20 protein-coding genes are annotated in these 22,296 nt (G+C 65.6%); 12 read left to right on the top strand and 8 right to left on the bottom strand.

What is annotated here, in order from left to right:
* Positions 1-82: 82 nt before the first annotated feature.
* Both xseA and CH275_RS26240 read left to right on the top strand, forming a co-directional pair.
* Complete coding sequence (gene xseA / locus CH275_RS26245; RefSeq protein ID WP_094681023.1) at positions 83-1,276, top strand: exodeoxyribonuclease VII large subunit; 1,194 nt, start codon at positions 83-85, stop codon at positions 1,274-1,276.
* Between the two features lie 14 nt (positions 1,277-1,290).
* On the top strand, positions 1,291-1,515 hold the full coding sequence (locus CH275_RS26240) for an exodeoxyribonuclease VII small subunit (protein ID WP_094681022.1): 225 nt from the start codon (positions 1,291-1,293) through the stop codon (positions 1,513-1,515).
* Here CH275_RS26240 and CH275_RS26235 read toward each other — a convergent pair.
* Entirely contained in the window at positions 1,512-2,081 is a 570-nt protein-coding gene (locus CH275_RS26235; protein WP_094681021.1) for a DUF4245 domain-containing protein, read from the bottom strand. The two genes, CH275_RS26240 and CH275_RS26235, sit on opposite strands and share 4 nt — an antisense overlap.
* Before the next feature lie 135 nt (positions 2,082-2,216).
* On the opposite strand from CH275_RS26235, the gene glpX reads away from it, so the two are divergent.
* A complete protein-coding gene (gene glpX / locus CH275_RS26230; protein ID WP_032380529.1) occupies positions 2,217-3,257 on the top strand; it encodes a class II fructose-bisphosphatase in 1,041 nt (346 codons plus the stop codon).
* 32 nt (positions 3,258-3,289) lie between these two features.
* On the top strand, positions 3,290-4,693 hold the full coding sequence (locus CH275_RS26225; RefSeq protein WP_094681020.1) for a class II fumarate hydratase: 1,404 nt from the start codon (positions 3,290-3,292) through the stop codon (positions 4,691-4,693).
* Positions 4,694-4,799: 106 nt separating this feature from the next.
* Here the strand turns inward: CH275_RS26225 and CH275_RS26220 are convergent, their stop codons facing one another.
* Positions 4,800-5,657 carry an acyl-ACP desaturase gene (locus CH275_RS26220; protein ID WP_094681019.1) on the bottom strand — a complete coding sequence of 286 codons (858 nt, stop codon included), beginning with the start codon at positions 5,655-5,657 and terminating at the stop codon, positions 4,800-4,802.
* A 129-nt stretch (positions 5,658-5,786) separates the two neighbouring features.
* Between CH275_RS26220 and CH275_RS26215 the strand changes: the two genes are divergently transcribed.
* Both CH275_RS26215 and CH275_RS26210 read left to right on the top strand, forming a co-directional pair.
* Positions 5,787-7,379: a serine hydrolase gene (locus tag CH275_RS26215; RefSeq protein ID WP_094681161.1), complete on the top strand. Its 1,593-nt coding sequence runs from the start codon at positions 5,787-5,789 to the stop codon at positions 7,377-7,379.
* A complete protein-coding gene (locus CH275_RS26210; RefSeq protein WP_094681018.1) occupies positions 7,376-7,783 on the top strand; it encodes a limonene-1,2-epoxide hydrolase family protein in 408 nt (135 codons plus the stop codon). Before CH275_RS26215 ends, CH275_RS26210 begins: the two co-directional genes overlap by 4 nt.
* Before the next feature lie 52 nt (positions 7,784-7,835).
* Here the strand turns inward: CH275_RS26210 and CH275_RS26205 are convergent, their stop codons facing one another.
* From CH275_RS26205 to CH275_RS26195, 3 genes are all read right to left on the bottom strand, one after another.
* Positions 7,836-9,161, bottom strand: coding sequence for a PhoH family protein (locus CH275_RS26205; protein WP_179276361.1), 1,326 nt, complete (start codon positions 9,159-9,161; stop codon positions 7,836-7,838).
* Between the two features lie 437 nt (positions 9,162-9,598).
* Complete coding sequence (glyA, locus tag CH275_RS26200) at positions 9,599-10,882, bottom strand: serine hydroxymethyltransferase (RefSeq protein WP_094681017.1); 1,284 nt, start codon at positions 10,880-10,882, stop codon at positions 9,599-9,601.
* A 45-nt stretch (positions 10,883-10,927) separates the two neighbouring features.
* Positions 10,928-12,124 (bottom strand): DUF885 domain-containing protein, encoded by a 1,197-nt coding sequence (locus tag CH275_RS26195; protein WP_094681016.1) that lies wholly within the window; start codon positions 12,122-12,124, stop codon positions 10,928-10,930.
* A gap of 99 nt (positions 12,125-12,223) precedes the next feature.
* Between CH275_RS26195 and coaA the strand changes: the two genes are divergently transcribed.
* Positions 12,224-13,192, top strand: a complete 969-nt coding sequence (gene coaA / locus CH275_RS26190; RefSeq protein ID WP_179276360.1) for a type I pantothenate kinase — start codon at positions 12,224-12,226, stop codon at positions 13,190-13,192.
* Between the two features lie 14 nt (positions 13,193-13,206).
* Positions 13,207-15,852 (top strand): helix-turn-helix domain-containing protein, encoded by a 2,646-nt coding sequence (locus CH275_RS26185; protein ID WP_094681015.1) that lies wholly within the window; start codon positions 13,207-13,209, stop codon positions 15,850-15,852.
* Here the strand turns inward: CH275_RS26185 and CH275_RS26180 are convergent.
* Positions 15,821-16,723 carry an AfsR/SARP family transcriptional regulator gene (locus tag CH275_RS26180; RefSeq protein ID WP_179276359.1) on the bottom strand — a complete coding sequence of 301 codons (903 nt, stop codon included), beginning with the start codon at positions 16,721-16,723 and terminating at the stop codon, positions 15,821-15,823. The genes CH275_RS26185 and CH275_RS26180 overlap by 32 nt on opposite strands.
* A 37-nt stretch (positions 16,724-16,760) precedes the next feature.
* On the opposite strand from CH275_RS26180, the gene CH275_RS26175 reads away from it, so the two are divergent.
* From CH275_RS26175 to CH275_RS26165, 3 genes are read left to right on the top strand one after another with little or no spacing between them, the layout of a single operon-like run.
* Positions 16,761-17,375, top strand: coding sequence for a TetR/AcrR family transcriptional regulator (locus tag CH275_RS26175; RefSeq protein ID WP_179276358.1), 615 nt, complete (start codon positions 16,761-16,763; stop codon positions 17,373-17,375).
* A complete protein-coding gene (locus tag CH275_RS26170) occupies positions 17,372-18,127 on the top strand; it encodes an ABC transporter ATP-binding protein (RefSeq protein ID WP_094681013.1) in 756 nt (251 codons plus the stop codon). The genes CH275_RS26175 and CH275_RS26170 overlap by 4 nt, the downstream gene beginning before the upstream one ends.
* Entirely contained in the window at positions 18,124-19,743 is a 1,620-nt protein-coding gene (locus tag CH275_RS26165) for a hypothetical protein (protein ID WP_143546876.1), read from the top strand. The genes CH275_RS26170 and CH275_RS26165 overlap by 4 nt, the downstream gene beginning before the upstream one ends.
* A 14-nt stretch (positions 19,744-19,757) precedes the next feature.
* On the opposite strand, the gene CH275_RS26160 is transcribed toward CH275_RS26165, so the two are convergent.
* Positions 19,758-20,540 (bottom strand): isoprenyl transferase, encoded by a 783-nt coding sequence (locus tag CH275_RS26160; RefSeq protein WP_094681011.1) that lies wholly within the window; start codon positions 20,538-20,540, stop codon positions 19,758-19,760.
* A gap of 132 nt (positions 20,541-20,672) precedes the next feature.
* Here CH275_RS26160 and trhA point away from each other — a divergent pair, with 132 nt between their 5' ends.
* Positions 20,673-21,338 (top strand): PAQR family membrane homeostasis protein TrhA, encoded by a 666-nt coding sequence (gene trhA, locus CH275_RS26155; RefSeq protein WP_094681010.1) that lies wholly within the window; start codon positions 20,673-20,675, stop codon positions 21,336-21,338.
* A gap of 6 nt (positions 21,339-21,344) precedes the next feature.
* Here the strand turns inward: trhA and CH275_RS26150 are convergent, their stop codons facing one another.
* Positions 21,345-22,283 (bottom strand): sensor domain-containing diguanylate cyclase, encoded by a 939-nt coding sequence (locus CH275_RS26150; RefSeq protein ID WP_179276357.1) that lies wholly within the window; start codon positions 22,281-22,283, stop codon positions 21,345-21,347.
* Between the last annotated feature and the right edge of the window lie 13 nt (positions 22,284-22,296).

Below are 22,296 nucleotides of genomic sequence, written 5' to 3'. Positions count from 1 at the left end.
CCAGTCCGGTCCCGCCCAGTCGGGTTCAACTCAGTCGGGTTCAACTCAGGCTGCCGCGAGCACCGCCGAACAGCCATGGCCGGTGCGCACGGTCGCCATGAAGGTCGCCGGCTGGATCGACAAGCTCGGCAGCATCTGGGTCGAGGGGCAGCTCACCCAGATCAATGCTCGGCCAGGTACCCGTACCGCCTTCCTGACGCTGCGTGATCCGTCGGCCGACATGTCGTTGTCGGTGACATGTTCGCCGCAGCTTCTCGACCGTTCGCCCGTTCCACTGACCGAGGGTGCGCGCGTCATCCTCTACGGCAAATTGTCGTTCTTCACCGGTCGCGGCACGATTTCACTGCGCGCCACCGATATTCGTGCTGTGGGCGTCGGCGAGCTACTTGCCCGCATCGAGCGGCTCCGAGCTTTGCTGGCGGCAGAGGGACTGTTCGACCCACGGCTCAAGCGTCCGCTGCCGTTTCTGCCCGGCACCATCGGACTCATCACCGCGCGCGCAAGCGCAGCCGAGAAGGACGTCCTCACCGTTGCCCAGAGGCGTTGGCCTGCCGTCCGATTCGAGGTTCGCAACACTCCGGTTCAGGGGCCGCAATCGGTCCCGGCAATTCTGGACGCGTTGAAGGACCTGGACGACGACCCCGGCGTCGACGTCATCATCCTCGCCCGTGGCGGCGGCAGCGTCGAGGATCTGCTGCCGTTCTCCGACGAGGCCCTGTGCCGCGCCATCTCTCGGGCCACGACGCCGATCGTCAGCGCGATCGGCCACGAGCCCGACAGCCCGCTCAGCGATCACGTCGCAGACCTGCGGGCCGCAACGCCCACCGATGCTGCCAAACTGGTGGTGCCCGACGCCGTTGCCGAACAAGCGCTGGTGTCGGAGCTGAAATCCAGAAGTGCTGCAGCGCTGCGCAATTGGGTCGAGCGCGAGGCTCGCGGTCTGGACATGCTGCGACACCGGCCGGTACTGGCCGATCCATTGGCCTCGCTCGAACAACGTCGCGAAGAGATTCGACGGCTGCTCGACGCGGCTCGACGCGACGTGCAACGCGAACTGACCACCCAGGACACCCTCGTCGAACATCTGCGGGCGCGGCTGTCGACGCTGGGACCGGCTGCCACACTTGCTCGGGGCTATGCCGTCGTGCAACGTGTTGTTGCGGGTTCGGATCCCGAGGTGCTGCGTTCGGTCGAGGACGCGCCGCCGGGTACGCAGATCAGAGTGCGGGTGGCCGACGGTGCCGTCACCGCAGCAGTCATGGGCCGAGTGAAATGACAGAGGGAGTACGGATGAGCGAGAACGAAGACAAGCCGGTATCGGAACTGGGCTACGAGGAAGCCCGTGACGAACTGGTGGGCGTCGTGAAGATCCTCGAGCAGGGTGGGCTCGATCTCGATGCCTCACTCGCGCTGTGGGAGCGCGGCGAGCAACTGGCGTCCCGCTGCGAGGAACAGCTCGCGGGTGCTCGCAAGCGTATCGAGACCGCGCTCGCGAGCACCGAGAAGGACAGCTAGGGCACCAGCGGTTCGGTGACGTCGAGGGTCTCGGCGAGCATGGTGAAATCCTCGGTGGTCGCGGTGCCGCCCAGCAGTATTCGGGTATCACCGAAGTCCGAGACCCAGTAGTTCCGCGAACCCTCCTCGCCGTAGACCACCCAGTCTCGACCCGACACGTTTTGCGCGCCCGAGGCATACACCGGTTCCCCTGCCACGAACGGAACCAGCAGTTCCTCGGACGCGGTGGACTGAGTGAGCTGCAGGTACGCGCCGGTGCCCGTGATGTATCCGACAGTCGTCGCCGGCCCGCCGCTGTCGCCGGAGATCGTCGCTCGACTACCCGAATTGGGTGTCCAGCCCTCGGGAACAGCCGGATTGCGCACCGGGAAACCGATTTCCGACGCGTCGTACTGCAGGGCGGAGTTCACGTCGAAGTTGGGAATGGGCCCCTGTTTGGGCCCACCGGGGCTCAGCGAGCACTGGCTGGCGACGCCCGCAATCAACAAACATGCAATGACCAGCGGAATCAGCGACCAGACCATGTCGCGGTTGTTGTTGAGAATCCGGGGTTTGCTGTTCGCCACACCACCAGTATCCCCTCTGCACGGCAATGCTCGGTCGGCGCGTACCTCACAGTCGACCCGACCCCACCGCAGGCATCACAGAAGTGAGATAATCCTGCCTGGGTAACACCCCACCAACCAGGAGGCTACAAACCGATGACGGCCAGCACCGAGTCCACTCGCGCCATGGCGCCAGATCGCAACCTCGCACTCGAACTCGTACGCGTCACCGAGGCCGGTGCACTCGCGTCGGGTCGCTGGGTCGGTCGCGGCGACAAGGAGGGTGGCGACGGAGCGGCAGTGGACGCCATGCGTCAGTTGGTCGCCTCGGTCTCCATGCGCGGCGTCGTCGTCATCGGCGAGGGCGAGAAGGACGAAGCGCCGATGCTCTACAACGGCGAAGAGGTCGGCAACGGCAACGGACCCGACGTCGACTTCGCCGTCGACCCCGTCGACGGAACCACGCTGATGGCCAAGGGCATGCCCAACGCCATCTCGGTACTCGCCGTCGCCGAGCGCGGAGCCATGTTCGACCCGTCCGCCGTCTTCTACATGGAGAAGATCGCCGTCGGCCCCGACTACGCGGACGTCATCGACATCACCGCCCCCGTCGCCGAGAACATCGCCCGCATCGCCAAGATCAAGAAGGGATCCGCCTCGGACGTCACGGTGTGCATCCTCGATCGCCCCCGGCACGCCGAACTGATCCAGCAGGTGCGCGACGCCGGATCTCGTATCCGGTTGATCTCCGACGGTGACGTCGCCGGTGCCATCGCCGCCGCTCGTCCCGACTCGGGCACCGACATGCTCATCGGAATCGGCGGAACGCCCGAGGGCATCATCGCCGCCGCCGCGATGCGGTGCATGGACGGCGCCATCCTGGGGCGTCTGGCACCCACGGACGACGACGAGAAGCAGAAGGCCATCGATGCGGGCCACGACCTCGATCGCGTCCTCGACACCAAGGACCTCGTCTCGGGCGAGAACGTCTTCTTCACCGCCACCGGTGTCACCGACGGTGACCTGCTGCGCGGCGTTCGTTACGCGGGCGGCGGCGCGCACACGCAGTCCATCGTCATGCGATCGAAGTCCGGCACCGTGCGCATGATCGATGCCTACCACCGCCTCGAGAAGCTACGCGAATACTCCTCGGTGGACTTCGACGCCGACGAGTCCGGCCAGGCACCGTCCTTCTGATCCCCGAAACCACGACTGGCAAAGTAAGGCTCATGACGCAGACAGACGAACAGCAGTTCCGGATCGAACACGACACCATGGGAGAGGTTCGCGTCCCCATCGACGCACTCTGGCGCGCCCAGACTCAGCGTGCAGTGGAGAACTTCCCCATCTCGGGCCGCCCGCTCGAGCGCACTCAGATCCGCGCGATGGGCCTGCTCAAGGCCGCCTGCGCACAGGTCAACAAGGACCTCGGCCTGCTCGACGGCGCACTGGCCGACGCCATCATCGCCGCCGCAACCGAGATCGCCGACGGCAAGCACGACGACCAGTTCCCGATCGACGTCTTCCAGACCGGCTCGGGCACCAGCTCCAATATGAACGCCAACGAGGTCATCGCGTCGATCGCCAAGGCGAACGGCGTCGAGGTGCACCCCAACGACCACGTGAACATGTCGCAGTCCTCCAACGACACGTTCCCGACGGCCACTCACGTCGCCGCGACCGAGGCAGCAGTCACGTCATTGGTGCCCGCTCTGAAGCACCTGCACGAGGCCCTCGCCGCCAAGGCCGTCGAGTGGAAGACCGTCGTGAAGTCCGGCCGCACCCACCTCATGGATGCCGTACCGGTCACCCTCGGCCAGGAATTCGGCGGCTACGCCCGTCAGATCGAGGCCGGCATCGAGCGCGTCGAGGCCACCTTGCCCCGACTGGGTGAGCTCCCCATCGGCGGCACCGCCGTCGGCACCGGCCTCAACGCACCCGACGGCTTCGGCCCGAAAGTCGTTGCGGAACTGGTCAAGTCGACCGGCATCGACGCACTCACCGCAGCCAAGGATTCGTTCGAGGCACAGGCCGCACGCGACGGACTGGTCGAGGCATCGGGCGCACTGCGCACCATCGCGGTGTCACTGACCAAGATCGCCAACGACATTCGCTGGATGGGATCGGGACCGCTCACCGGCCTCGGCGAGCTCGCCCTCCCCGACCTGCAGCCCGGTAGCTCCATCATGCCCGGCAAGGTCAATCCCGTTCTACCCGAAGCTGTTACGCAGGTCGCAGCTCAGGTCATCGGCAACGACGCGGCAGTTGCCTTCGGCGGTGCGTCGGGTGCATTCGAGCTCAACGTGTACATCCCGATGATGGCGCGCAACGTGCTCGAATCGTTCAAGCTGCTCGCCAACGTCTCGGTCCTGTTCGCCGACAAGTGTGTCGTCGGCCTGGTTGCGAACGTCGATCACCTCAAGACCCTCGCCGAGTCCTCGCCGTCCATCGTGACGCCGCTGAACTCCGCCATCGGGTACGAGGAAGCTGCGGCCGTCGCCAAGCAGGCGCTGAAGGAGAAGAAGACGATCCGTCAGACGGTCATCGACCGCGGACTGATCGGCGACAGACTCAGCGAGGAAGAACTCGACAAGCGCCTCGACGTCCTCGCGATGGCGAAGGTCAAGGACTAGTTTTCCTGTCTGCCTCGCCGGACCCCTGAATGCGTGAATGGTCCATTGCACCGCCGAGAAGTGTGTGTGCAATGGACCATTCACGTTTTCGAAAGGGGCAGAAACCTCAGGCGAGGTGAGCGATTTCCTCGCGTGCCTTCAGGCCGTCCTCGCCCAGATCCGTGCGGTCGAAGATCTTCCAGCCGGCGAGCAGGGGCTTGAACACCTTCTCGCGTTCCTGGTCGGCGTCGTAGATGCCGGCTTCGGCGAGGGCGACGGTGCTGTTGCCGCGCTCGGGCAGGTTCACGACGGGGATGGCGAACCCGTTCACGCGGTCCGCGATGGCGCGCGCGGCCTGATCCGGCACCACGGCGAAGGCCTCATCGAGGATGTTGGCGTAGAACGTCGACTGCAATGCATCGTCGTCGGCGATCTTGCCGAGGATGGTGGCCAGTACCGGATCCTTGCTCAGAGCAACCGTGTTGCGGTGACGCAGCGCCGCAGCAGCTTCCTCGATGGCGAAGTGCGCCAGGATGTCGAGCAGATGATGGCTCGGTGCGTCGTAGCCGAGCGTCATGTGCTCCATCCGCACGCGCTCGAGCGCGACCGGATCGACGGCGCGGGTGAGTACCAGGTAGTTGCGGAGCACGATCGACTGCCGGTTCTCTTCCGACGTCCACCGGCCGGTCCACTTCCACCAGGCACCGAGGCCGGTGAGTGCGTGGGCCAATTCGCGGTGGTATGCGGGCAGGTTGTCGGCAACGAGAACGGCGACTGTCGCGGCCAGGATTTCGACGTCGCTCAGGTGCGACTGCTCGGGCGACCAGTCCTCGCCGCCGAGGAAGGCGAAGTTCTTGCCGTCGTCGAACGGCGCGAGGTCATGGGGGTGCCATTCGCTCGCTGCCTCGATGTGGCGTCGTAGATTCTCTTCGACCGCGGGCTCCAAACGGACCAGCAGATCACCGTCGGACAGGTTCGTAGACATGCGGTAACCGTAGCGCCTGCACCTGAGCGCCCGACGTCGTGCCCCGGACCATTGTGAATTCTCCTAACGCCAGGTCGTTGCGGGTCTATTCTCAGATGCATCCAGTCATCGACGTGAGGACTCCTCATGATGCGGTCGGGTCGAAATTTTCTGTGTCTTACTGTCGTGTGCTCGATGATCGCGCTGGTCGGGTGCTCGAACGACGCACCCACCGCAGACGGTCCCCCGCCATCCGAGCCTGCACCGACCAGCGATCTGTCCCCCGGTCAGGTCGCGGGCGTCGACGTTCCGGCCGGCCGCGTAGACGAGGCCGTCGGCAAGCTCGACGGCATCGCCGAGGAGCTGATGGCGTCGTCGAACATTCCGGGTATGGCCATAGCCGTCGTGCACGGTTCCGACGTCGTCTACTCCAAGGGCTTCGGCGTCCGTGAGGTGGGCAAGGACGACCCGGTCGACGGCGACTCGGTGTTCCAGTTGGCCTCGCTGTCCAAGTCGGTGGGCGCGACGGTCGTCGCGTCCCAGGTGGGAGCGGGAGTGATCGACTGGTCGACGCCGGTGGTCTCACACTTGCCGTGGTTCGCGCTCGACGACCCGTGGGTGACCCAGAACGTCACGGTCGGCGACTTCTACGCGCATCGAAGCGGACTTCCCGAACACGAAGGCGATCTGCTCGAAGACCTCGGATACGACCGCAGGCAGGTTCTCGAACGGTTGAGAGAAGTTCCCCTCGACCCGTTCCGCTCCACGTACCACTACACCAACTTCGGGATAACCGCCGCCGCCGAGGCCGTCGCTGCGGCGTCGGGCAAGGACTGGGACACCCTCAGCCAGGACACCGTCTACGGCCCGCTCGGTATGACCTCGACCAGCTCGTCGTTCTCGGACTACATGGCCAGGGCCGATCGAGCCGTGCCTCACGTTCTCGTCGACGGCGAGTACCAAGCGAAGTATCAGCGAGACCCCGATCCACAGACTCCGGCCGGTGGCGTCAGCTCCTCGGTGAACGACCTCGCCAAGTGGCTGACGATGCTCATCGCCGACGGAACCCACGACGGGAAGACCATCGTCGATCCCGACGCCCTGTTGCCTGCCATCAGCGCGCAGATCGTCTCGAGCCCGTCGTCGACGCCGGATTCACGCGCTGGTTACTACGGGTACGGATTCAACGTCTCCACCAGTGCGGCCGGACGGACGACGGTCAGCCATTCCGGAGCATTCGCGCTCGGGGCGGGTACCAATTTTCTGTGGATTCCGTCGCTCGACGTCGCGATCGTCGTGCTGACGAACGCCGCGCCCCTCGGCATCGCCGAAACCGTCACCGCCGAATTCGCCGACCTCGTCCAGTTCGGCGAGGTGCGCGAGGACTGGCGAGCACTGTACAAGAATGCCTTCGCCGGAATGAGCGAACCGGAGGGCGAGCTCGCAGGCAAGACACCTCCCGCGAATGCTGCTGCGCCACAGCCCCTCTCGTCGTACACCGGCGTTTACCAGAACACGTACTGGGGGCCGGCGACGGTAACGGAGTCGAACGGGAAGCTGGTGTTGGCCATCGGGCCGAACGGAACCTCCTACGACTTGTCGCCCTGGGACGGTGATACGTTCACGTTCGAGCCGACCGGCGAAAATGCACCCGACGGAACCATTTCTCAGGCGACGTTCAACGCGAACACGGTCACACTCGAGTTCTTCGACGGCGACGGATTGGGGCGATTCACCAAGTGACCGACACACAGCAGGCAACCGAGATCGTAGAAGACCTGTTCGACGCGTTGAGAATCCGCGACACAGATCGCGCACTGTCTCTTCTCGACGACCGCGTCGTGTGGCACAACGTCGGGTTACCGAAGGTACGCGGCAGGTCGAACGTCGGCAGGTTCCTGGCCTTGCTGGCCAAGCCGACATTCGGCTTCGATGTCACCATGCACAACATCGCGGCCGATGGAAACACAGTCCTCACCGAACGCACCGACGCCCTGATCTGGCGTCGGCTTCGAATCGAATTCTGGGTGTGCGGAACCTTCGAGCTGCGCGACGGCAAGGTGGCCGTGTGGCGAGACTACTTCGACACCACCGATTTCCTCAAAGGTGTTGTGCGAGGGATGTTCCGGGCTTCAGTCAGCCGGTGAGCCAGGTGAACGGAACTTCGTAGTGTTCTACGAAGTTCCGCTCACAAGGGGGTCAGGCTCCCGACGGCCCGAACTCTTCGAGCATTTCCGTCACCAGAGCAGCGATCGGTGAACGCTCGCTGCGGGTAAGCGTGATGTGCGCGAAAAGCGGGTGGCCCTTGAGCTTTTCGATCACCGCGGCAACGCCGTCGTGTCGACCGACGCGCAGGTTGTCTCGCTGCGCGACGTCGTGGGTGAGTACGACGCGTGAGCCCGAACCCAGCCGGGACAGTACCGTCAACAACACGTTGCGCTCGAGAGATTGCGCCTCGTCGACAATGACGAAGGAATCGTGCAGCGATCGACCGCGGATGTGCGTGAGCGGCAACACTTCCAGCATTCCGCGTGCGATGACCTCCTCCATCACCTCCGGGCTCGCGAGCCCTTCGAGGGTGTCGAAGACCGCCTGTCCCCAGGGGCCCATCTTCTCGCTCTCGCTACCGGGGAGGTAGCCGAGTTCCTGACCACCGACGGCGTAAAGAGGCCGGAACACAACGACTTTGCGATGCGAGCGACGTTCGAGAACGGCCTCGAGTCCGGCAGTGAGCGCCAGAGCGGACTTGCCCGTTCCGGCCTTTCCGCCTAGCGAGACGATGCCGATGCTCTCGTCGAGCAGAAGATCGAGCGCCACCCGCTGCTCTGCGGAGCGACCGTGCAAGCCGAAGGCTTCACGCTCGCCGCGCACCAGCTGGATCTGCTTGTCGGGCGTGACGCGGCCCAGCGCACTCTGCCGTCCGGCAAGCAGGCGAACTCCTGTGTGGCACGGCAGGTCTCGCGCCTCGGCCAGATCGATCACGCCGTCGTTGAACAGCGTGTCCACCGCATCGGGCGCGACGTCGAGCTCGGTCATGCCGGTCCACCCGGATGGCACCACGTCGTGAGCGTGATACTCGTCGGCGGGAAGACCGACGGCACCGGCCTTCACGCGCAAGGGAATGTCCTTGCTGACGAGCACGACATCCTTGCCCTCGGCCTTCAGATTGAGGGCGCAGGCGAGGATCCGAGAATCGTTGGAGTCGGTCCGGAAGCCGACGGGAAGTACCGAAGGATCGGTGTGGTTGAGCTCGACTTGCAGTGTGCCACCGGAGGTTCCGATGGGAACCGGCTGATCGAGTCGGCCGAACTCGACGCGGAGGTCGTCGAGCATGCGCAAGGATTCCCGCGCGAACCATCCCAATTCGTGATGGTGGCGTTTGCCCTCCAACTCGCTGATGACGATCAACGGAAGTACCACATTGTGCTCGGCGAACCGGATGACTGCCCACGGATCCGAGAGCAGGACCGAGGTATCGAGCACGAATGTCCGAAGAGGGGCGGAAACGGAGCGTGAAGTGGTCACGTGGGGCTCCTACGTCTGCGCGGTACCGCGCAAACTCGATCGCTCGGCCGGTCGGGTCCGATGTGTCAGGTGACACGAGGACCGGGTACCGGCCCTCTCGCGCTCACTAGCTCAGTCACGTATCAGAACCTCCCGCACAGGCAGCTTCCCCGCTGCCTGTTACTGCCGACGGTACCGCCGATATCCAGGATCGGCTCGCTGGAAGTCTGGCGTGTCGGTGAACAACGCGTTACGTCGACGTCGCCCCGGGTCGCCGACAGACCGGTGCCGAGAGTGCCTCCCCGGATGCGTCAATGGACCACTGCACACGTCTGAGCGGTGCGATGGTCCATCGACCCTGACCAGGATTCTGCGTGAATGAACCACTGCATACGTCTGGGCGGTGCAATGGTCCATTGACGCGGACCGGGGTGGGCAAGGGCAGGCAGGAGCCAGGGTCAGCCCAGCAATCCCCAGTCTTCGAGGCCCTCGTACAGCGGCGTGCTCTGTGCCAGTTTCACGACGCGGTCCTTGAGGGAATCGCTGGCTTCGCCGGTGGCGAGGGCGGTACCGATGATGTCGGCGACCTCGGTGAACTCGGCCTCGCCGAATCCGCGGGTGGCCAGTGCGCCGGTGCCGATGCGCAGGCCTGAGGTGACCATCGGCGGGCGCGGGTCGAAGGGCACGGCATTGCGGTTGACGGTGATGCCGACCTCGTGGAGGAGATCCTCGGCCTGTTGGCCGTCGAGCTCGGAGTTGCGCAGGTCGACGAGTACCAGGTGTACGTCGGTGCCGCCGGTGAGGACGGAGATGCCCTTGTCTGCGACGTCGGACGCGGTGAGGCGCTCGGCGAGCAGCGATGCACCGAGGAGGGTGCGCTCCTGGCGTTCCTTGAACTCCGGCGTCGCCGCGATCTTGAAGGCGACCGCCTTGGCGGCGATGGCGTGCATCAGCGGCCCGCCCTGCTGGCCGGGGAACACGGCGGAGTTGAGCTTCTTGGCCCATTCCTTCTTGGCCAGAATGATGCCGGAACGGGGCCCGCCGAGGGTCTTGTGGACGGTGGACGAGACCACGTCGGCGTACGGCACGGGTGAGGGGTGAACCCCTGCTGCCACGAGTCCGGCGAAGTGCGCCATGTCGACCCACAGCAGTGCACCGACCTCGTCGGCGATGGACCGGAACGCCGCGAAGTCCTGGTGCCGCGGGTAGGCCGACCAGCCGGCGATGAGCACCTGTGGCTTGGCGGAGATGGCCTGCTTGCGCACCTCGTCCATGTCGATGCGGTGATCTTCTTTGCTGACGCCGTAGGACTCGACCTCGTAGAGCTTGCCCGAGAAGTTGAGCTTCATGCCGTGCGTGAGGTGGCCACCGTGTGCCAGGTCGAGGCCCATGATCTTGTCGCCCGGGTTGATCAGCGCCATCAGTACCGCGGCGTTGGCCTGTGCTCCCGCGTGGGGCTGCACGTTCGCGAACTCGGCACCGAAGAGTTCCTTGGCGCGATTACGAGCGAGGTCTTCGACGATGTCGACGTGCTCGCAGCCACCGTAGTAGCGACGTCCGGGGTAGCCCTCGGCGTACTTGTTGGTCAGGACGCTGCCCTGGGCCTGCAGTACGGCGCGGGGGACGAAGTTCTCCGACGCGATCATTTCGAGGGTGTCGCGCTGACGTCCCAGTTCACCGGCCATCGCCTCCGCGACCTCGGGATCGAGTTCGGCCAGTGACAGGTTGTTGACGTCAGTCATAACGGGAGTCTCCAAGGGACAGCAAGAGTAAGGGGCGAGCTCAGTTTACGAGACGCGTACTGCACCCGGTGTCAGTGGCTCGTCGAGCAGCCTGCCGAACAGGTGCGCACGCTCGCCGAGTGTCTCGCCCTGGTCCAGCCAGCCGGCCAGCAGCCTGTAGCCCTCGACGTAGGTGCTGATGTACGCCCGCCACAGCGGGGAGGACAGAAAACGCAGGCTGTGCCGGGCGCGTTGCGGTGATGCCAGCGACCATCGCTCCAGGTAGGCGGCCACGTCGTCCTCGCTCTTGTGCTGGTCGTGCAGCAGCAGCGCGGCGTCCTGCCGCACCCCCAGCAGCTGGCTCGACGCAGCAGAGAGGCGCTCGGCCTTCTCGCCGTCGAAGCGCAGTCCCAGATCGGCGTAGATCTCCTGTGCCCACAGACCCCATCCCTCACCCACTATGGCACCGAGGGCGTGATCGGCCAGCCCCTCGGCCATCAGGCACTGCGGTGTGTTGACCACGAACAGCGTCTGCTCCAGCTGCCCTGCGCCCACCAGCCCCGTCTCCTTGCGGCAATGCTCGGTGTGGTGGCCGGGGTACGACTCGTGCGCGATCAGGTGCGGCAGATTGGCCATCTGCTGCTCGATGTCGGAGTTGATCGCGACGGTGGACTGGAAGTCGCCGAGGTAGTAGTTGAATCCGGACCAGGGCTTGTCTCCGACGACCTCGTAGGTGACCTTCTCGGTGTCGGGCAGCGTGTACTCGGCACGGACGCGGTCGCGCAGCGCGGAGGAGAAGGCTTCGACGCAGTCCTGCAGCCGGTCGGCCGGAATGATGTCGCTCCGGCGATGGGCGATCAACCGTTCGCTCAACGAGCCCGGCCCGGCGAGGACCTCGTCCATCTTGCGGTGGGCCTGCAGGTACTGGTCCTGATCGCCGGCGGAGATTCGCACGTCGAAGTACGCGTACACCTCGTCGACGAAGCCGATGTCCTCGCCTGCGAACTTGCGTGCCGAGCATTCGAGTGCGCGGAGGTGGACGTCGAGGAACGTCGTGCGCTCGGGTGTCAGATCGACGTTGCCGAGCTCGGCGCGCAGTGTCTGTGCTCGACGGACCAGCTCACGTGGCTCGGGTGCCGGGGCGTTCTCGGTGATACGACGCAACTCGGGATCGCCGGTGTACGCGTCGACGAATCCGTCTTCGAGTCGGTCGAAACTCAGGCCCAGCAGCAGGTATTCACGAACGAGGGAAGCAGCATCCATACCCGAACCCTAGTACGGCGAACGACCCCGCCCGTGCGTGAGCGTCCGCGACCGAGCACAATCTGAAGCCATGCGACTTCCGGACTCATCGTGCGCGTTTTGCGTACCCCCAAGTACGCAAAACGCGCACGACGGGAGCCGCGCGTGAGCGAGTCCAGTCCGTACGTCGAGTTCGACCGTGTGCAGTGGCGAACGCTGCGCCAATCCACACCGCTGGTGCTGACCGAGGAAGAACTCGTCGGTCTTCGTGGTCTCGGTGAACAGATCGACCTTGACGAGGTGGCCGAGGTCTACCTGCCGTTGGCGCGGCTGATCCACCTCCAGGTGGCGGCTCGGCAACGACTGTTCGCGGCGACCGCAACGTTCCTCGGAGAGAAGCACCCCGACCGTCAGGTCCCCTTCGTCATCGGTGTCGCGGGCAGCGTCGCCGTCGGCAAGTCGACGACAGCTCGTGTGCTGCAGGCACTCCTGGCTCGGTGGGACCATCATCCTCGGGTCGACCTCGTCACCACCGACGGATTCCTGTACCCGACGGCCGAGCTCATGCGTCGAGGCATTCTGCATCGCAAGGGATTTCCCGAGAGTTACGACAGACGCAAGTTGCTCAGATTCGTCACCGAGGTCAAATCCGGGACGGAAGAGGTGGGCGCACCGGTCTACTCCCACGTCTCCTACGACATCGTCAAGGGCCAGTATCACATGGTCCGGCAGCCCGACATCCTGATCGTGGAGGGGCTCAACGTATTGCAGACCGGACCGCGGTTGATGGTCTCGGACCTGTTCGACTTCTCCATCTACGTCGACGCCCGCATCGAGGACATCGAGAGCTGGTACGTCAAGCGTTTTCTCGCGCTGCGCAAGACGTCGTTCACCGATCCGTCCTCGCACTTCCACCACTACGCCGGCCTGTCCGACGATCACGCGCAGATCGCAGCCGAGGATCTGTGGCATTCGATCAATCTGCCGAACCTCGTGGAGAACATCCTGCCCACGCGACCGCGAGCGACGATGGTGCTGCGCAAGGACAACGACCACGCGATCAACCGGCTGCGCCTGCGTAAGTTGTAGACCATAATCCACCAATGACGGTGGAGAGGCGGACTATCGGAGACCTGCCGCTGATCGGCCGCGCCGACGAGCTGAAGCGGATCATGGATGCCGCTCGCACGTACGGCGGAATGGCCGTCCAGGCAGCGCCCGGTGTCGGCCGCACCCGACTGCTGACCGAGGCCGTGCGCTCGCTGGTGCACCTCGGCTGGCATCCACACCGAGTGGTGACGGTGATGCCGACCGGCACCGGGTTCGTCCCCGTCGAATCCGACCGGGCGCTGGCCGCCGCTCTGGCCGAGGCGCACAGCGGCCGACGCACGGTCGTGGTCATCGACGACGCCCAGTGGCTGGCCGATTCGACGATCGAGCTCCTCGCCCGCCGCATCGGCTCGAAGGACCTGTTCATTCTGCTCAGTGTCAGCGCCGGTCGACGTCGCACCCCGGTGCTCGACGGCCTGTGGAAGGACGGCCTGGTCGACCGCATCGATCTGGAGCCGCTCACCCCGGAGCAGAGCCGATCCCTGATGGAGTCCATGCTTCGTCGGGATGACGAGATAGTCGACAGCGCGGCGCTTTTCGCCGTCACCGCATTGTCCGCGGGAAATCTGGTCGTGCTGCGTGATCTGGTGACGACCGCGGTCGAGCGGCAGGCCCTGACCGTCTCGTCGCGCGTGTGGCGACTCACCTCTCCCCTGCCCGTCTCCGCCGGTCTGGCCGATGTGGTGCGCGATCATCTGGCCGAGGTGGTCGCACTCGCCGACTATGCGACAGCCACCGAGATCGCCGATGCGCTCGACATCGTCGCTCTGGCCGGTTCCCTGGCGTTCGGAGCCGCTGCCGCGGTGATCGATCCGCGTCTGATCGAGGAACTCGAATCGGTCGGCGTGCTCACCGTCCGCACCGAGCACAACGTCGACCGGGTGACGTTCGCGACGCCGATCACCGCGCAAGTACGTACCGAAGACATGGCGACGCTGCGCAGACGACGTCTGAGCCTGACGGTTGCCGATGCGCTCGACGCCTCCACCGACGGCCTCGGCCCTCGCGAACGCGTAACCGCAGCCCTGCTGCGCATCCACGCCGGCGTCGCGCTCGACGCGCAGACGGCCGTGGAGGCGGCTCGGTTGTCGTGGCGTTTCGTTCCTCCCGAGACGACGCTGGAGCTGGCCTCGGCTGCTGCCGCGGCCGGCGGCGGATTCGACGCTCAGCTGATTCTTGCGACGGCCGAGAGCCAGCTCGGTCTGACCGAATCTGCCCAGCAGCGACTCGACGAGCTGCTACGTGGGTCCGACAACGACATCCGCCGCGCGACGGCCGTGCGCGCGTGTACCGACAACATGGTGCTGCGGCTGGCGGATCCGACGCGGGCGCTGGCTCTGAACTCGAGCACGGAGCTCGCCATCGTCGACCCCGGTGTTCGATCGCAACTACGAGCGCAGCGTGGCCTGATGATGCATGCCATCGGCGATACTGCCGGTGCACTGGCCCTGTTGGAGCCGCTGATGGACGACTTGGAGGGTGCGACGCTGATCTCGGCCAGTTTCGCCGTCGCCGCCGGGGCCACCGTTGTCGGCCGATTGTCGGCCGCGTTCTCCGCGCTCGCCCGTGTGCAGCCCGGGCCCGACAACCCGGCGGCAACGGTGCTGGATCTGACGCGATGCTTCACGATCGCCTGTGCCGGCAACTTCGAGGAGGCATCGGCGCTCGCTCGGTACCGGTACGACGAAGCGGTGGAACAGTTCTCGCCGTTGCAGCAGGCGTGGTTCGGGTGGGCCCGGGGAGGTGTGTTGCTCTCGCAGGGCCACGCGACCGACGCGATCCGCTGGTGCTCGGAGGCCTACACGCTCGCGGGCACGCTCGGCCAGCGGTCGATGGAGCCGATGGTGGCGTGCGATCTGGTTCGTGCGCTCGCGCTCGCCGGACGCGCGGAGGAGGCATCTGCTGTCATCGAGGCCGCCGACCTCGACAACCCGGCCTCGCCCGCATTGTTCGGAGCTCGCGGGACACGGCTCGCGGCGCTGGGCTGGGCTGCTGCGGCACGCGGAGACGTCGACCGGGCGCGCGAGTTGCTCATCGCCTCGGCCGAGGCGCACGCCGCCATCGACCATCATCTGCCCGCCCTGTTCTCCTACGTCGACGCCGCCCGCTGTGGCGCGGCAGCCGCGGTGCTGGCTCCCGTCCACCACCTGGCGGGTCTGATCGAGGGCGACCTGGTCCGCACCGAGGTACGCATGGTCGAGGTGCTTGCTTCTCCGCTCGGGTCGGACAGCGCGGTATCGGAGCAGGCGGTGGCCGAACGGGCGGTGTCCGTGGCTGCGAGCGCCGAGAAGCACGGCCTGGATCTGCACGCCGCCGAGATGTATTTCCATGCACGAAATCTGTTGGTGCGCAGCAACCCTCGCGCAGCGGCGACCGCTGGAAGGCAGGGCCACGTACTCACCGAACGCTGCGGACATCCCAGCACCCCGCTCCTGCGCGGAACACGAGACCCGGCGCTGACCACACGCGAACGTCAGATCGCGACCCTCGCCGCATCCGGCCTGTCGAACCGCGATATCGCCGACGCCGTCGTGCTGTCGATCCGAACCGTCGAGACCCACCTCAATCGCATCTTCGGAAAGCTGGGCATCAGCACCCGCGCCGAGCTCACATCGCTACGAGGCTCACTGCTCGATTGACCGAACCGCCGGTGTACAGAGAGGCCTCGATATCGAGCAGGTAGCGCGAGGGAGCCACCCCGAGTTCGGTACGCAGAATCGCCTCGGCCCGCCGAAAAGCGACCACCGCCTCGGCCGTTCGGTGCGACCGATCGAGGGCGATCATCAGCTGGCCCCACAGGTGTTCGCGCAGCGGCGAGGCCCGTAGTGCGCGCTCGATATCGGCGATCACAGTCTCGTGCCGACCGAGGTGGAGGCGGGCCTCGAATGCCGATTCCAGCACCACGGCGCGGACCTCGTCCAGATGCACCCTCTCGTCGACAGCGAAGCCCAGGTCACCGAACTCGACGAAAGCGGGGCCTCGCCACAGCGCCAGAGCGCGACCGAACTGGCCGTCGGCCTCGGCGAACCTGCCCCGGCCGAAGGCGTCACGACCGCGGGCCGCAAGCATCTCGAACTCGCGTAGATCGAATCGGTCTCCACCCAGATCCAACCGGTAGCCCCAGGACGTCGTGACGAGCCGGGCACCGTCGTCCGCACCGAGGACTCGCCGCAGATTCGCCATGTACGCACGCAACGACGTCAACGCCTTGGCCGGCGGACGACGATCCCAGACGAGATCGATCAACCGGTCGAATTCGACGACGTTTCCCGCCTCCACCAGTAGCACCGCCAGTACGGCCCGCTGCTTGAGCCCACCGAGCGCCTTCACGCCTGCCCCGTCGCGCACCACCATGGGTCCGAGCACGTTGTAGTCCACGATCGGGAATTTTCCGAGCCTCGCGCCGATCGCGCCACAGATTACGTAGCGGTACAACCACAAGTACGTAGTGGCGTGGCAGTCGTGCCGTTCCAGGCTGCCGACATCGTTCGCCCCTGCTATCTTTGGCATCAATGCCAAACTATTGACCACAATGCCAGGGAGTCGCATGAATGCCGCACGAAAGGTGACCCTGACGCAAGAGGTGCGTCGGCGCCGGATCATCGACGCGGCCATCGATTGCCTTGCTCGCGACGGGTGGCACGGCACCACGCTGGCTGCGATCGCCGCGGAGGCCGGCATCAGTCGCGGCTTGATCTCGTACCACTTCGCCGGCCGCAACGACCTGTACGAGGCCGTACTCGAAACAGTGGTCACCACGATCTTTGCGGAAGGATCCGCGGAGATGCAGCAGAGAATCGACAGTGCACAGACCGCCGCGGCCAAACTTCAGGCGTACATCGAAGGCAATCTCGACTTCATCGGAGCTCATCGGCGCGAAATGGCAGCGCTGGGACAGGTGATGCCGAACCTGCGGGGCCGGGACGGTGCTCTGCACGCCAGCCCCGACGCCGAGGAGCCGATCATCGCCGGGACTGCGCTGCTCTTCGAGTTCGGTTCGAGCACAGGCGAATTCCGCGCGGTGGATGCGCGCCTGACGGCGTACACGTTGCGACGCTGCATCGACGGGGCGGCACTGAAGATCGTCGCCGACCCCGAGTTCGACATCGACGCCTACGCGCGCGAACTCACATCTCTCTTCCTCCGAGGAGTCCGATCATGACCACCGATGTGACCCCCGCAGTCCAACTGAACGGGCTGTCCAAGCGCTTCGGCACCCACCTCGCAGTCGATGCGATCGACTTGACCGTGCCCCCGGGAACGTTCTTCGGCATCGTCGGCCCCAACGGGGCAGGGAAATCCACGACACTCGCGATGATTGCCGGCCTGCTGACCCCCGACAGCGGGTCCGTCACGGTCGCGGGAATCGATGCCGCGACAGACCGAGAAAGATTCCTCGGTTCGCTCGGAATCATGATGGAGGGACTCTCCCTCCCGGAGCGGCTGACCGGCTCGGAACTGCTCGAGTACACCGCACGGTTGAGGCGGATCGGCAAGGACTGGCCGAAGCGCGCAGCCGACCTGCTCGAGATCCTGCATTTGGACCGGGCGCCCTCGACATTGATCGTGGACTACTCCACCGGGATGCGAAAGAAGATCGGCCTCGCCGTGGCTCTGCTGCACCGCCCCAGCGTGCTGGTGCTCGACGAGCCCTTCGAGGCCATCGACCCGGTCTCCGCGCGGGCAATCGAAGGACTGCTGGGTCAATACGTCGCCGGTGGCGGCACGGTGCTGCTGTCGAGCCACCTCATGGACGTCGTGGAGCGCACCTGCGAACGGGTGGCATTGATCAAGGACGGCCGAATACACACCGAGGGCACCATCGATGCGGTCAGAGCAGGCCGAAGTCTCAACGACACGTTCGTGGATCTCGTCGGCGCACCGGCGAACAGCGAGATCACGTGGTTGGCATGAGCATGAGCACGACGTTCGCGTCGATGCGGTGGAGAATTCTCCGGCACGGTCCGCACGACGAGCGCGGCTTCGGCTTGGTCGTCGGCTCGATCGTGGCGTCCGGGATCGTCGTGCTCGCGGCACTCGGGACCTCCGGCACGGTCGACCCGAGCTGGCTGACCGTGGGGATCTGTGCGTTCGGGGCGTTCTGGGCGATCGGCCCGATCCTGCTTCCGGGATCGTCGGCAACCCTGGATCCGCAGTGGTTCAGGACGCTGCCTGCGCGACCGACCAGGATCGCGCGGGATCTTGCAGCGAGCGAGGCGATAAGCGTCGGAACGGTTGTCACGGCGATAGCGCTGAGCAGTTTCGTGGTGGTAGCCGCAGCCCACGGGCCAGGTGCTGTCGTCGTCGCAGCGCTTGCCCTTGCTGCCCAGCTGATGTTCCTGCTCTGGCTCGGTCGGTGTGTCGCGGCAGTGGTCGCCCGCCTGCTTCGCTCCACCGCAGGGACGTGGGTAGCGGCCGTGCAGATGTCGTTGCTCCTCGCAGTGTCGTTCGCGGGCTGGGTGCCGGTCGCCGCGGTGGTACTACCCGATCTCGGCGATGGCGGAACGGAACTCGTCACCCCCTCGGTGGCGGGCACTGTGCCTGCCGGAATAGAGAACCTGCTGCTCGCCTTGCCGACAGGATGGGGTCTTGCCGCCGTGCTCGCCGCGACGACATCCGCCTCACTCGTCTCGGTGGCCCTGCCGCTACTGGGCCTCGTCGCCGGAGCGATAGTGCTCCGCGGTGCCTGGATCGTGCTGACGGCGAGTGAACTGCGCAGGCCACCGGCCCGGACGCCCAGCACCGTCGACGCCAGGCGGTCCGCGCCCGCGCGCTGCCGGCGACCAGGCGGACCGACGCGGGCGGTGTTCGACCGGGAGATCAAGACGTGGTTCAGGGACCCGCATCGCAGACTGGGAACGATTCACGCGTGGATCACCCCGTTGCTCATGATCGCCCTTGTCGCACCGACGAGCTGGTCCTGGGCCCTGCCGTTCATCGGCGTCATGGCTGCGGCGCTCGGCGCGATGGTTGCAGTGAACACCTACGCCCTCGACGGCACCGCGCTGTGGCAGATCCTCACGACTCCAGGAGCGATCCGAGCCGACGTGTGTGGCCGACAGCTCGCCTGGCTGCTGATGTTCGGTGTCCCCACCTCGGCTCTGACCCTCGCACTGTGCCTGGTCAGCGAATCACCCTTGGCGGCGGTCGCGTGCGGAATGACTCTGGCCGCCACGGGGGCCGCCTGCGCGAGTGCACCGTGGCTGGGGGTGATCATGCCCGCGATCGGTGCCGACGCGCGCGACCGCGTCGCCGCGACGAGTCGCACCGGAAATCCCGCAGGCGCGCAGTACACGATCTTCACCGTCGTGGTCGGCGTGGCCGTTCTGCCTCCACTTCTGCTTCACCTCGGCGGTGTGCACGTCCCGTGGCCGGTACACGCTGTGCTCGGCGCGGTCATCGGGGTGGGGGTAGTGGTGAGCCTGTCGATCCCGACACGATCGCGCCTTCGACGAAATGGAGCTGCCTTGTTGGCCGCCATGCAATCCGGCGACAGCTCACGGCTCGCAGGCGCACGAATCGAAGAGTGATCCGGCCGTTCGCGTCAGATACCGAAACGTCGGTGTCTGGCCGCGAAATCACGTAGCGCCCGCAGGAAGTCGACGCGTCGAAATTCGGGCCAGTAGGCCTCGGTGAACCAGATTTCCGAGTACGCGCTCTGCCACAGCAGGAAGCCGGAGAGTCGCTGTTCGCCCGAGGTACGGATGACGAGGTCGGGATCGGGCTGGCCGGAGGTGTAGAGGTGACTGTCGATTCCGTCGACGTTGATGGAGGCGATCAGGTCGTCTCCGGTGACGCCCTCGGCGATCTTCTCGCTCACCAGGGACTGCACGGCGTCGGCGATTTCCTGGCGACCGCCGTACCCGACGGCGACGTTGACGTGCGTTCCCGTCCGTCCCTCGGTGAGTGCGGCCGCTTCCTTGAGCCGGCGCGAGGTCGACGCGGGCAGCAGGTCGAGCGTGCCGACGAGTTTGACGCCCCAGTTCATCTCGGGCCCGCAGATTTCCTCGACGACGTCGGTGATGATGTCGAGCAGTGAATCGAGCTCGTCGGCATCTCGGCGGAGGTTCTCGGTGGAGAGCAAGTAGATCGTGGCCATCTCGATTCCGGCGGCGTCACACCAGCCGAGCATCTCGGCGATCTTCAGGGCACCCATACGGTGGCCGTGCGCGACGTCGGTGAACCCGTTCTCGCGCGCCCAGCGGCGATTGCCGTCGCACATCACCGCCACGTGCCGCGGATGCTGCACCCCGTCGAGCTGACTCAGTAGACGCCGCTCGTACACGTTGTAGAGAACGCCGCGCACCTTCTGCGGAATGATCACCACTACTTCGTCACCGCTGCTCTGATCACCACGGGGGATCACCTTACGCCGACGTCTGCGAGCGGGCGGCCGGTACAGTAGCGTCTGAACCTACGATTGCGTAGGTTCACGACGGCGGCACGGGAGGCAATCGACATGACGATGTTCGGACTCGACGAGATACCCGTCAAACCTCGCATGCGCGGGTGGATTCACCTGTACGCGTTCTGCGTGGCGGTGGTCTGTGCGATCACGCTCGTCACGCTTGCCTTCAGCATGGTCTCGGTCAGCGCGGGGCTCGCGACGGGCGTCTATGCCATCACCGTCTGCGGGGTTTTCGGGGTCAGTGCCACGTATCACCGTGTGCCCTGGAAGACCACGGCGTCGCAGATCTGGATGAAGCGCGCAGATCACTCGATGATCTTCCTCTTCATCGCCGGCAGCTACACCCCGTTCGCCGTGCTGGGCCTGCCCGCCTCGACCGGACGCACATTGCTGATCGTCGTGTGGCTGGGGGCCTTTGCCGGAGTGGCTCTGAAGATGTTGTGGCCCACCGCTCCCCGATGGGTCGGGGTACCGCTGTATCTGATCCTGGGCTGGGCAATCGTCCCGGTTGCACCCACGCTGATCGAACACGTCGGCTACGCACCGTTTCTACTGCTGCTCGTGGGCGGAATCTTCTACAGTGTCGGGGCCGTGCTGTACGCAACCAAATGGCCCAATCCGTGGCCGACGACATTCGGCCATCACGAATTCTTTCATGCAGCAACGGTGTTGGCGGCAATCTGCCACCTGGTCGCCGTGTGGCTCGTGCTGTTCTGAGCACCCTCAGGTGGGTCGGGACGCCTTGTCTCGATACATCAGCTCGTCGGCGCGTCGAATGAGCCGATCTCTGGATTCGCCGGCCTCCCGCACCGCAACGCCCACGCTCACCGACACCACGAGCAATCGAGAATCGAACGGCACCGGCTCACCGCAGATCGCGTCCCTGATCGAATCCGCGAGTCCTGCGCTGTCGAACGAACTCCCGTCAACCCCGTCGGTCACCGCGAACACGAACTCGTCTCCGGCGTATCGACCGACGACACTGCCACGCGGCGACCACTGGTGCAGTCGACGACCCGCTGCCTCCAGTACGGCATCTCCGGCAGGATGACCGTGAGCGTCGTTGATCGACTTCAATCGGTCGACATCGACGAACGCCAGGGCAACCGGCCGATCGGCCGCGATCCACTCGTCGACGTGGGCCAACAGGGGACCCCGCCGCAGCAAGCCGGTCAGATCGTCGCGTTCGGCGCGATCGCGCCAGTGCACGGTGTCGTCGACCACGGGATTGACCAGGTCCAGCAGTGCGACGATGAACCGCCGACCGGCGATGGTCGAGATCCCCACGTGCATCCAACAGGAGACGACCTCACCGTCGCTGCGCCGTACTCGCCGCAGAGCTCCGATCGGTCGACCACCCTCGGACGAGCCGGCTACGGGGTATCGGTGCTCGAGCTGCAGCGCCATGTTCTTGGCCGACGCGCGATCCCCGAGCGGCACGAAATCGGCAACGGGGCGACCCAACATGCCCTGCACCGGGCAGTCGAGTATCTCCTCGCACAGTGTGTTGGCACCGACCACCTCGAACTGCATGGAGTGGACCATCGCCGCCATCGGCACCGAAGCGACGAACTCTGCCACAGCCGCGCGCTGCTCGTCGGTTATCGCCTCGTCGACCGTGCCGTCGCTCACGACACTGTCCTTGGTGACGCCTTCGCTCATGACACACACCATC

The sequence above is a fragment of the Rhodococcus sp. 06-235-1A genome, assembly GCF_002258785.1.
GTDB lineage: Bacteria > Actinomycetota > Actinomycetes > Mycobacteriales > Mycobacteriaceae > Rhodococcoides.
The sequence above is the reverse complement of the archived record's forward strand: the minus strand, read 5'-3'. Positions and strand labels throughout refer to the sequence as shown.

Coding starts and splice junctions, on each gene's coding strand:
- CH275_RS26240 (WP_094681022.1), top strand. CDS start 1,291: ATGAGCGAGAACGAAGACAAGCCGGTATCGGAACTGGGCTACGAGGAA.
- glpX (WP_032380529.1), top strand. CDS start 2,217: ATGACGGCCAGCACCGAGTCCACTCGCGCCATGGCGCCAGATCGCAAC.
- CH275_RS26225 (WP_094681020.1), top strand. CDS start 3,290: ATGACGCAGACAGACGAACAGCAGTTCCGGATCGAACACGACACCATG.
- CH275_RS26220 (WP_094681019.1), bottom strand. CDS start 5,657: ATGTCTACGAACCTGTCCGACGGTGATCTGCTGGTCCGTTTGGAGCCC.
- CH275_RS26215 (WP_094681161.1), top strand. CDS start 5,787: ATGCGGTCGGGTCGAAATTTTCTGTGTCTTACTGTCGTGTGCTCGATG.
- glyA (WP_094681017.1), bottom strand. CDS start 10,882: ATGACTGACGTCAACAACCTGTCACTGGCCGAACTCGATCCCGAGGTC.
- CH275_RS26195 (WP_094681016.1), bottom strand. CDS start 12,124: ATGGATGCTGCTTCCCTCGTTCGTGAATACCTGCTGCTGGGCCTGAGT.
- CH275_RS26185 (WP_094681015.1), top strand. CDS start 13,207: ATGACGGTGGAGAGGCGGACTATCGGAGACCTGCCGCTGATCGGCCGC.
- CH275_RS26180 (WP_179276359.1), bottom strand. CDS start 16,723: ATGCCAAAGATAGCAGGGGCGAACGATGTCGGCAGCCTGGAACGGCAC.
- CH275_RS26175 (WP_179276358.1), top strand. CDS start 16,761: ATGAATGCCGCACGAAAGGTGACCCTGACGCAAGAGGTGCGTCGGCGC.
- CH275_RS26170 (WP_094681013.1), top strand. CDS start 17,372: ATGACCACCGATGTGACCCCCGCAGTCCAACTGAACGGGCTGTCCAAG.
- CH275_RS26165 (WP_143546876.1), top strand. CDS start 18,124: ATGAGCATGAGCACGACGTTCGCGTCGATGCGGTGGAGAATTCTCCGG.
- trhA (WP_094681010.1), top strand. CDS start 20,673: ATGACGATGTTCGGACTCGACGAGATACCCGTCAAACCTCGCATGCGC.
- CH275_RS26150 (WP_179276357.1), bottom strand. CDS start 22,283: ATGAGCGAAGGCGTCACCAAGGACAGTGTCGTGAGCGACGGCACGGTC.